Source organism: Enterobacter sp. PGRG2 (assembly GCF_030291195.1).
GTDB lineage: Bacteria > Pseudomonadota > Gammaproteobacteria > Enterobacterales > Enterobacteriaceae > Enterobacter_D.
The window spans coordinates 2,305,327-2,314,507 of the sequence record NZ_CP127837.1 but is presented as its reverse complement, the minus strand read 5'-3'; the positions used below and the strand labels follow the sequence as shown (position 1 = coordinate 2,314,507).

General features: G+C 56.9%; 7 protein-coding genes and 1 tRNA gene. 7 read left to right on the top strand and 1 reads right to left on the bottom strand.

The annotated features are described in order from the left end of the window. Positions 1–191: 191 nt before the first annotated feature. From fdnG to fdnI, 3 genes are read left to right on the top strand one after another with little or no spacing between them, the layout of a single operon-like run. Complete coding sequence (fdnG, locus tag QRD42_RS10050) at positions 192–3,239, top strand: formate dehydrogenase-N subunit alpha (protein WP_321988749.1); 3,048 nt, start codon at positions 192–194, stop codon at positions 3,237–3,239. 11 nt (positions 3,240–3,250) lie between these two features. After that, positions 3,251–4,135 (top strand): formate dehydrogenase subunit beta, encoded by an 885-nt coding sequence (fdxH, locus tag QRD42_RS10045; RefSeq protein ID WP_321987011.1) that lies wholly within the window; start codon positions 3,251–3,253, stop codon positions 4,133–4,135. After that, positions 4,131–4,784 (top strand): formate dehydrogenase-N subunit gamma, encoded by a 654-nt coding sequence (fdnI, locus tag QRD42_RS10040; protein WP_072569406.1) that lies wholly within the window; start codon positions 4,131–4,133, stop codon positions 4,782–4,784. Before fdxH ends, fdnI begins: the two co-directional genes overlap by 5 nt. Positions 4,785–4,918: 134 nt before the next feature. On the opposite strand, the gene QRD42_RS10035 is transcribed toward fdnI, so the two are convergent. Then, positions 4,919–4,995: transfer RNA gene (locus QRD42_RS10035), tRNA-Arg, on the bottom strand. A 225-nt stretch (positions 4,996–5,220) separates the two neighbouring features. On the opposite strand from QRD42_RS10035, the gene folD reads away from it, so the two are divergent. The 4 genes from folD (at position 5,221) to malI (ending at position 9,136) form a co-directional block, all read left to right on the top strand. After that, positions 5,221–6,087 (top strand): bifunctional methylenetetrahydrofolate dehydrogenase/methenyltetrahydrofolate cyclohydrolase FolD, encoded by an 867-nt coding sequence (folD, locus tag QRD42_RS10030; RefSeq protein WP_072567622.1) that lies wholly within the window; start codon positions 5,221–5,223, stop codon positions 6,085–6,087. A 1-nt stretch (position 6,088) separates the two neighbouring features. Next, positions 6,089–6,301: a ribosome-associated protein YbcJ gene (gene ybcJ, locus QRD42_RS10025; RefSeq protein WP_072567621.1), complete on the top strand. Its 213-nt coding sequence runs from the start codon at positions 6,089–6,091 to the stop codon at positions 6,299–6,301. A 229-nt stretch (positions 6,302–6,530) separates the two neighbouring features. After that, positions 6,531–8,030 (top strand): PTS transporter subunit EIIC, encoded by a 1,500-nt coding sequence (locus QRD42_RS10020; RefSeq protein WP_321987010.1) that lies wholly within the window; start codon positions 6,531–6,533, stop codon positions 8,028–8,030. Between the two features lie 89 nt (positions 8,031–8,119). Next, positions 8,120–9,136 carry a Mal regulon transcriptional regulator MalI gene (malI, locus tag QRD42_RS10015; RefSeq protein WP_321987009.1) on the top strand — a complete coding sequence of 339 codons (1,017 nt, stop codon included), beginning with the start codon at positions 8,120–8,122 and terminating at the stop codon, positions 9,134–9,136. Positions 9,137–9,181: the final 45 nt, after the last annotated feature.

Genomic DNA, 9,181 nt, shown 5'->3' with positions numbered 1-9,181 from the left:
GTCCCCGCCATCGTAAAATCCGGAGATACACGCCTCAAAGGGATTACCGCCCCGCCAGCCCTGCCTACCCCATAAGAGGTGAGTCGCCCGTCAATGCATAGCGAATTGATTTCACGCAATATCCCTGCTCGCTGTCCTGTTATTTTCGCCGCCGTAAACACGTCATAACAAGTCAAAACATTGGGGATATGATGGACGTCAGTCGCAGAAAATTTTTTAAAATTTGCGCCGGCGGAATGGCAGGAACCACGGCGGCGATGCTGGGCTTTGCCCCCACCGTTGCACTTGCGGAAACGCGCAATTACAAACTGCTGCGCGCGAAAGAAACCCGCAATACCTGCACTTACTGTTCCGTAGGCTGTGGATTATTGATGTACAGCATGGGTGACGGCGCGAAAAATGCCAAATCCAGTATTTTCCATATTGAAGGGGATCCGGATCATCCGGTCAGCCGCGGGGCGCTGTGCCCGAAAGGCGCGGGTCTGCTGGATTATATCCACAGCGACAGCCGCCTGCGCTACCCGGAATACCGCGCGCCTGGCTCTGATAAATGGCAGCGCATCAGCTGGGACGAGGCCTTTACCCGCATCGCCCGCCTGATGAAAGATGACCGCGACGCTAACTTCATTGAGAAGAACGAACAGAACGTCACGGTTAACCGCTGGCTCTCCACCGGCATGCTGTGTGCCTCGGCAGCCAGTAACGAAACCGGAATGCTGACGCAAAAATTTGCCCGCTCGCTGGGCATGCTGGCAGTCGATAACCAGGCGCGCGTCTGACACGGACCAACGGTAGCAAGTCTTGCTCCAACATTTGGTCGCGGTGCGATGACCAACCACTGGGTTGATATCAAAAACGCCAACGTGGTGATGGTGATGGGCGGTAACGCCGCTGAAGCCCACCCGGTCGGTTTTCGCTGGGCGATGGAAGCCAAAAACAACAACGATGCCACGCTGATCGTGGTCGATCCGCGCTTTACCCGCACCGCTTCGGTGGCGGATATCTATGCGCCGATCCGTTCCGGCACCGACATTACCTTCCTGTCGGGCGTCATCCTGTATCTGATTTCCCACAATAAAATCAACGCCGAATACGTCAAACACTACACCAACGCCAGCCTGCTGGTACGGGATGATTTCAGCTTCGAAGACGGCCTGTTCAGCGGCTACGACGAGGCGAAACGCCAGTACGACAAAACCAGCTGGAACTATCAGTTCGATGAGAACGGCTATGCGAAACGCGACGATACGCTCCAGCACCCCCGCTGCGTGTGGAACCTGCTGAAAGATCACGTCTCACGCTATACGCCTGACGTGGTGGAACATATCTGCGGCACCCCGAAGGCTGATTTCCTGAAAGTGTGCGAAGTACTGGCCTCCACCAGCACGGCGGATCGCACCACGACATTCCTGTATGCGCTTGGCTGGACGCAGCACACCGTCGGCGCGCAGAACATTCGTACCATGGCGATGATCCAGCTGCTGCTCGGCAATATGGGCATGGCGGGCGGCGGCGTGAATGCGCTGCGCGGCCACTCCAATATTCAGGGGCTGACGGATCTGGGCCTGCTCTCCACCAGCCTGCCGGGGTATCTGACCCTGCCGTCGGAAAAACACACCACGCTGGAAAGTTATCTGGCGGCCAATACGCCGAAAGCCACGCTGCCGGGCCAGGTGAACTACTGGGGCAACTATCCGAAGTTTTTCGTCAGCCTGATGAAAGCCTTCTATGGCGACGCTGCGACCCGGGAAAATAACTGGGGCTTCGACTGGCTGCCGAAGTGGGATCAGTCTTACGACGTGCTGAAGTATTTCGACATGATGGATCGTCAGCAGGTCACCGGCTATATCTGCCAGGGCTTTAACCCGGTCGCCTCCTTCCCGGATAAAAACAAAGTGGTCGCCAGCCTCAGCAAGCTGAAGTATCTGGTGATCATCGATCCGCTGGTCACTGAAACCTCAAACTTCTGGCAGAACCACGGCGAGATGAACGATGTCGATCCGGCCACCATCCAGACCGAAGTGTTCCGTCTGCCGTCCACCTGCTTCGCCGAAGAAGATGGCTCGATTGCCAACTCCGGCCGCTGGTTGCAGTGGCACTGGAAAGGCGCAGACGCGCCGGGCGAAGCGCGTAACGACGGCGAGATCCTCGCGGGTCTGTACCACCGGATGCGCGACATGTATCGCACCGAAGGCGGTAAAGGCGTGGAGCCGCTGCTGAAAATGGGCTGGCACTACGAGCAGCCGGATCATCCGGAATCGGACGAAGTGGCCCGGGAGAACAACGGCTACGCGCTGGAAGATCTCTTTGACGCCAGTGGCAATCTGCTGGCGAAAAAAGGTCAGTTGCTGGACTCCTTTGCGTTGCTGCGTGACGACGGCACCACCGCGTCTGCCTGCTGGATCTACGCCGGGAGCTGGACGGCGAAAGGCAACCAGATGGCGAACCGTGACAATAGCGATCCATCCGGGCTGGGTAACACCCTGGGCTGGGCCTGGGCATGGCCGATGAACCGCCGCATCATTTACAACCGCGCCTCCGCCGATCCGCAGGGTAAACCCTGGGACGCGAAACGCATGTTGATCAAATGGAACGGTACGAAATGGGTCGGCAACGATATTCCGGACTACAACACCGCGCCGCCGGGCAGCGGCGTCGGGCCCTTTATCATGCAACCGGAAGGCCTGGGTCGTCTGTTTGCCATCGACAAAATGGCGGAAGGGCCGTTCCCGGAACACTACGAGCCGTTTGAAACGCCGCTCGGCACCAACCCGCTGCACCCGAAGGTGGTGTCGAACCCGGCAGCGCGTCTGTACGCCGCGGATGCCCGACGCATCGGCAAACGCGATGCCTTCCCGTATGTCGGTACCACCTACCGTCTGACGGAGCACTTCCACACCTGGACCAAGCATTCGCGGCTGAACGCCATTGTGCAGCCGGAGCAGTTCGTGGAGATCAGCGAGCGGCTGGCGAAAGCGAAAGGCATTGCCAATGGCGATCGCGTGAAGGTCAGCAGCAAACGCGGCTTTATTCGCGCCGTCGCGGTGGTGACGCCACGCGTGCGCACGCTGTATGCGGGCGGTCAGGAGGTGGAAACCATCGGTATTCCGCTGCACTGGGGCTTTGAAGGCACGGCGCGTAAGGGTTATCTCGCCAATACCCTGACGCCGTCCGTCGGCGACGCCAACTCGCAAACGCCGGAGTACAAGGCGTTTCTGGTCAACATTGAGAAGGCGTAAGGAGCGATATTATGTCCATGCAATCTCAGGATATTATCCGCCGTTCAGCGACGAACGGCATGACGCCGCCGCCTCGTGCCCGCGACTATAAAGAAGAGGTCGCGAAGCTGATTGACGTCTCCAGCTGTATTGGCTGCAAAGCGTGCCAGGTGGCCTGTTCGGAGTGGAATGACATCCGCGACGAAGTGGGCCACTGCGTCGGGGTGTATGACAACCCCGCCGATCTGAGCGCCAAATCCTGGACGCTGATGCGCTTTAGCGAGACGTCGCAGAACGGCAGGCTGGAGTGGCTGATCCGTAAGGATGGCTGTATGCACTGCACCGATCCGGGCTGCCTGAAGGCCTGCCCGTCGGCGGGCGCAATCATTCAGTACGCCAATGGCATCGTCGATTTTCAGTCGGAACACTGCATTGGCTGCGGCTACTGCATTGCCGGTTGCCCGTTCAACATTCCGCGTCTGAATAAAGACGATAACCGCGTCTATAAATGCACGCTGTGCGTTGATCGGGTGAGCGTGGGCCAGGAGCCAGCCTGCGTGAAAACCTGCCCGACGGGGGCCATTCATTTCGGCACAAAAAAAGAGATGCTGGAGGTGGCGGACGAGCGCGTGGCGAAGCTGCAAAAGCGCGGCTATCCGCACGCGGGCGTCTATAACCCGCAGGGCGTGGGCGGCACGCACGTAATGTATGTGCTGCATCATGCCGATCAGCCGGAGCTGTATCACAATCTGCCGAACGATCCGCACATCGACACCCCGATTTCCCTGTGGAAAGGGCTGCTGAAACCGCTGTCGGCGGCAGGTTTTATCGCCACCTTCGCGGGGCTGATCTTCCACTATGTGGGCGTCGGGCCGAATGAAGAGGTGGATGAAGACGAGGAGGAACACCATGATTAAGCAGAGCAGGATGATCGTCAGGACGAAATTCATTGACCGCGCCTGCCACTGGACGGTCGTGATTTGCTTTTTCCTGGTGGCGCTCTCCGGCATCGCGCTGTTCTTCCCGACGCTGCAATGGCTGACGGAAACCTTCGGTACGCCGCAGATGGGTCGTATTCTGCACCCGTGGTTTGGGGTGCTGATCTTCATCGCGCTGATGTTTATGTTCGTGCGTTTTGTGCATCACAATATTCCCGATAAACACGATATTCCGTGGGTGAAAGGCATTGTCGAGGTGCTGAAAGGCAACGAGCATAAAGTGGCGCGGGTCGGCAAATATAACGCCGGGCAGAAGATGATGTTCTGGACCATTATGAGCATGATTTTTGTGCTGCTGGTAACCGGCGTTATTATCTGGCGTCCGTGGTTTGCCGATTATTTTCCGATCAAAGTGGTGCGTTATAGCCTGCTTATTCATGCCACCACGGCGATTATTTTGATCCACGCCATTCTTATTCATATGTATATGGCGTTCTGGGTCAAAGGCTCCATCAAAGGCATGATTGTCGGCAAAGTGAGCCGCCGCTGGGCGCAGAAGCATCATCCGCGCTGGTACCGTGATGTCGAAGCGATGGAAGCGAAAAAAGAGAGCACCGAAGGGCTGTAAGTCGGGGGCTGATAAACAAACCGTCAGGGGAAACGCTGGCGGTTTTTTTTACGTCGATAGACGACGCTAAATGCCAAAACGGATAAAACGTACCAGGGAAGAAATTTAATCGAAGGGCGTGAGCGAAAGCAGAATGGTACGCCCTACAGGGCTCGAACCTGTGACCTACGGCTTAGAAGGCCGTTGCTCTATCCAACTGAGCTAAGGGCGCGTTACGCGGATGTCACACCTTTTATGGTGGAAACGCCTCAGATTATACGGTCAACCTCCATTGAGTCAATGGCTTTGCATCTGGATGCGCGGTAAATGAGCATCCTGAACTGCTTCACGACGCTGCCGCAGGTGAATTTCATAAAGGTTAACTGACAGCGCCTCCCGCTTCTGACAAAATATAGCCATCCCCACTCTTCTATTCACAGACGGAATCTTCTCTCTGATGGCAGCAAAGATTATTGACGGTAAAACGATTGCGCAGCAGGTGCGCTCTGAAGTTGCGGAAAAAGTGCAGGCACGTCTGGCTGCAGGAAAACGCGCACCAGGGCTGGCTGTTGTTCTGGTTGGCAGCAACCCGGCTTCGCAAATCTATGTGGGCAGTAAACGCAAAGCGTGTGAAGAGGTGGGCTTTATCTCCCGCTCTTACGATCTGCCTGAAACCACCACCGAAGCCGAACTGTTGATGCTTATCGACAGGCTGAATGCCGACAGCGCTATCGACGGCATTCTGGTGCAGCTGCCGCTGCCTGCGGGCATCGACAACGTAAAAGTGCTGGAGCGTATCGCGCCGGATAAAGACGTGGACGGTTTCCACCCCTATAACGTGGGTCGTCTGTGCCAGCGCGCGCCGCGTCTGCGCCCCTGTACGCCGCGCGGCATCGTCACGCTACTGGAGCGCTACAACATCGATACCTACGGCCTGAATGCCGTGGTGATTGGCGCCTCCAATATCGTTGGCCGTCCGATGAGCATGGAGCTGCTGCTGGCCGGTTGCACCACCACGGTGACGCACCGCTTCACCAAAAACCTGCGCCAGCATGTGGAAAATGCCGATCTGCTGATCGTCGCGGTGGGCAAACCGGGCTTTATCCCTGGCGAGTGGATCAAAGAAGGCGCAATTGTTATTGATGTCGGGATTAACCGTCTTGAAAGCGGTAAAGTAGTGGGCGATGTGGTGTTTGAAGACGCCGCCGCGCGCGCTGCGTACATCACGCCAGTACCAGGCGGCGTCGGGCCGATGACGGTCGCCACACTCATCCAGAACACGCTACAGGCGTGCGAAGAATATCACGACGTTAAGGAAGCATAAGATGGCAACATTCTCCCTGGGCAAACATCCGCATGTTGAACTCTGCGATCTGCTCAAGCTGGAAGGCTGGAGCGAAAGCGGCGCGCAGGCGAAGATTTTTATCGCCGACGGTCTGGTGACGGTGGACGGCGAGGTGGAAACCCGCAAGCGCTGCAAAATCGTCGCCGGTCAGACCGTGAGCTTTAACGGGCAGAGCATCACCATCACCGCCTGATCCCCCTTTACCCTCTCCGCCGGAGAGGGTAAATACCGCCCTTCTCCCCGCGCCCGCCAGGGGCATTACCCGATCGACTTCAAAAGAATAACAAAATCCTCTGACGTGCCACGTGATTTCAGTTGCGGTAAAACCGCGCTTAACTGACATTAGGTATAACGTTTTAGTAGAACGTTATACTCACAAAAATAAGCGCCCAAAAAAGGCGTCTGCATTCGGGGGATAAGGCATGACTATGCTGTCAGGTTTCATTAAGTCGTTATCAAAATTGTCCATGATTGGCCGCGCGCTGATGCTGCCAATTTCGTTATTACCCGCCGCCGGTCTGTTACTGGCGTTCGGTGATAAATTCCAGCTGCCGCTGATGATGAATGCCGGGGGCGTTATCTTTGATAACCTGCCGATGCTGTTCGCCATTGGTTCCGCGGTGGGTCTGGCGTCTGAGTCCGGTATTGCGGCGCTGTCAGCGGCGGTGTCGGTGTTTGTCACTAACATCACTATAGGTACGGTGCTGTCGATCACGCCGGAAATGGCCTCGCAGGGCGGTAAGTATGCGATGGTGGTCGGCATTCCGACCTTACAGATGGGCGTGTTTGGCGGGCTGATCTGCGGCATTCTCGCCGCCTGGTGCTACAACCGTTTCCATACGTTGCAGCTGCCGGAATTCCTCGGCTTCTTCTCGGGTAAACGTTTTGTAGCCATCGCCACCGCGTTTCTCTCCTTCCTGCTCGGTCTGCTGCTGCCCTATGTCTGGCAGCACATTCAGTCAGGCATTGATGCGCTGTCGGTGGTGGTGAACGGCGATAATCAGGCGGCCTCAACCTTTATCTTCGGGCTGGTTGAACGTGCGCTGATCCCGCTCGGTCTGCACCATATCTGGTATCCCTCTTTCTGGTACTCCTTCGGCGATTACACCACGCAGGCCGGCCAGGTGATCCATGGCGACCAGACCATCTGGTTCAAAATGCTGGAAGAAGGCGTGAAATCCTTCAGCAGCGACACCTACCAGAACGCCGGTAAGTTCATGCAGGGCGAGTTCCCGCTGATGCTGTTCGCGCTGCCTGCGGCCTGTCTGGCGATGTATCACGAAGCCCAGACCAAAAACAAAAAGATTGCCGCCGGTATTCTGTTCTCCGCCGCCCTCACCTGCTTCCTGACGGGGATCACCGAGCCGGTGGAATTCACCTTTATCTTTGTCGCGCCGGTGCTGTACGTGTTTAACGCCATCATGGCGGGTCTGTCGTACATGTGTATGTATCTGCTGCATGCGCATATCGCCAAATCCTTCTCGGCGGGCTTTATCGACTACCTGTCGTTCGGCATCCTGCCGTCTTTCAACGGCTTCCAGACCAACTTCCTGAGCGCGATTATCGTCGGCGTGCCGATGGCGTTGATCTACTACTTCACCTTCCGCTTCGTGATCCGTCGTTTCGATGTCAAAACGCCAGGCCGCACGGAAATTACCGCCAGCGTCAGCGATAAAACCGATGATGAACTCGCCACGGAAATCATCGCCCTGCTCGGCGGCGAGCAGAACATTAGCTCGGTCGGCGCCTGCATCACACGTTTACGTCTGGAAGTGGCGAAGGGCACACTGGTGGATAAAGACGGGCTGAACAATCTGGGCGCACGGGGCGTGGTGTTCGTCGGCGATCAGGGCGTACAGGTGATTTTTGGCGCGCGCGCACAATTTATCGCACAAACCCTGTCCGGTATGATGGGCAGATAACCCGAAACTGTTAAGGTGATAACGTCTTCTGCCCGCGCAGGAGACGTTGTCATATTTGGCTGATTATCCGGTGATTTCAGGGAGCGCGTTTGAAGAAGGTCAGCATTATTGATGTCGCAAGGCATGCGGGGGTTTCTGTTTCGACCGTTTCGCTGGTGCTGCGTCAGAAAGGGAAAATTTCGGCGGCGACCATTGAGAAAGTGCAGGCGTCCATCACCACGCTCGGCTACGTGCACAACGTGGCGGCAGCCAATCTGCGCGCCAGTACCTCCAATCTTATCGGCCTGATTTTACGGGATTTCAGCGACAGTTTTTCTATCAAAGTGATGGCCAGCATTGTGCAGGAGCTGGAGAAACAGGGTTTTATGGTCTTTCTCGGCCAGCCGCTCAACGATGAAGAACACCTGGAGCGCTGTCTGTTATCGTTCAAGCAACAGGGCGTGGCGGGGGTAATCTATCTGGCGGCGGATGCCTCGCGGGCGAACGTACCACAGCAGATCCGGGAATGTCCGCTGCCGCTGGTGGTGGTGTCGCAATCCCTGCTGGATGAACCCTGCGACTTAGTGATGCGCGATAACCGTCAGGCGGCCAACCTTGCCACGCGTTATCTTATCGAGCGCGGTCACCGTAATATCGCCTATATCGGCGGCAGTGAAAATAATCTTATTCGCCAGCAACGGCTGCTGGGTTTTCGTAGTGCCTTAACGCAGTACGGCCTGGTGACGCGGGAAGAGTTTACCCCGGCCTGCTGCGACGGCACGCATGCCGCCAGCCACGCCACGCGTCAGTTGCTGGAAAAGAACAATAAGATCACCGCCCTGCTGTGCCATTCGCCCGATGCGGTGATTGGCTGTTTGTCCGGCATCAGCCAGGTCGGGCGCACGGTGGGTAAAGATGTGTTTCTGACGCAACAGGTGGCGCTGGTGGGATTTGAAGATATGCTGCATGTGAATCTGACGTCGCCATCTTTCACCTACGTGTCGTCAGCGAGTGAAGAGACCGGACGCCAGGCGGCGGCGTTGATCATACGTAAACTGAAAGAGCCGGATCTGCTTACCCAGCGGATAACCCTGTCCGGTCAGTTAGTGGCGCGGGAGTCCGCGTGATTTGCCGTTGCCGGGTGGCGCTACGCTTACCCGGCCTACAACACA